1 protein-coding gene and 1 tRNA gene are annotated in these 656 nt (G+C 62.7%); both read left to right on the top strand.

All coding sequences use genetic code 11. The features are described from left to right. Positions 1–72: 72 nt before the first annotated feature. Positions 73–157: transfer RNA gene (locus tag Y710_RS18360), tRNA-Ser, on the top strand. A gap of 211 nt (positions 158–368) precedes the next feature. After that, positions 369–656 (top strand): transposase (locus Y710_RS18355; RefSeq protein ID WP_062368138.1); only part of this gene is annotated, 288 nt, incomplete at its 3' end.

Here is a 656-nt window from a genome sequence, read left to right as displayed (position 1 = left end):
GGAACGAAACCCAGGGCGCTTCACGGGGTGGTGCTCGACAGGGCCGGACTCTGACGTACCCTTGCTGGTCAGGGAAGCGTGGCAGAGCGGCCGAATGCACTCGCCTTGAAAGCGAGCGTGGGTAAAACCACCGGGGGTTCAAATCCCTCCGCTTCCGCACATATCCCCTGATCTGCACCGCAGGTCAGGGGGTATTTTTGTCGGTCTGTGACCATGCGTTCCACGGGGGTTAAAGGCCAGAATGTGTGTACGGTTCGGGCGTGGCGTCGGGTGGTTTACCGGTTTCGGCCTCCCCATCCGTGTTGGATGCCGTTTGAATCGTCCCGGGTTTGATGGAGGCAGGTTTGACCGGAAGGGACACTTGTTTCATGCCTCGCCCATCGAAGTACTCGAAGGAGTTGCGGGACCGTGCCACGCGGATGGCCATCGATGCCCGTAGCGATCCTGCGACCGCGCCGGGTGCGTTGGCGCGGATCGCCAAGCAACTCGATATCCACCCCGAGACTCTGCGGAACTGGGTCCGCCGCGTCGAGAAGGGCCAAGCCGAAACCCCTGGCGTGGAGACGGTCTCCGATATCGAGAGGATCCGTCAGCTCGAGCGTGAGAACGCGGAGTTGCGGCGGGCGAACGAGATGGCGGATTCAAGCGGTGGGCGC

This window comes from Gordonia sp. QH-12 (assembly GCF_001578675.1).
Taxonomy (GTDB): Bacteria; Actinomycetota; Actinomycetes; order Mycobacteriales; family Mycobacteriaceae; genus Gordonia; species Gordonia sihwensis.
The sequence above is the reverse complement of the archived record's forward strand: the minus strand, read 5'-3'. Positions and strand labels throughout refer to the sequence as shown.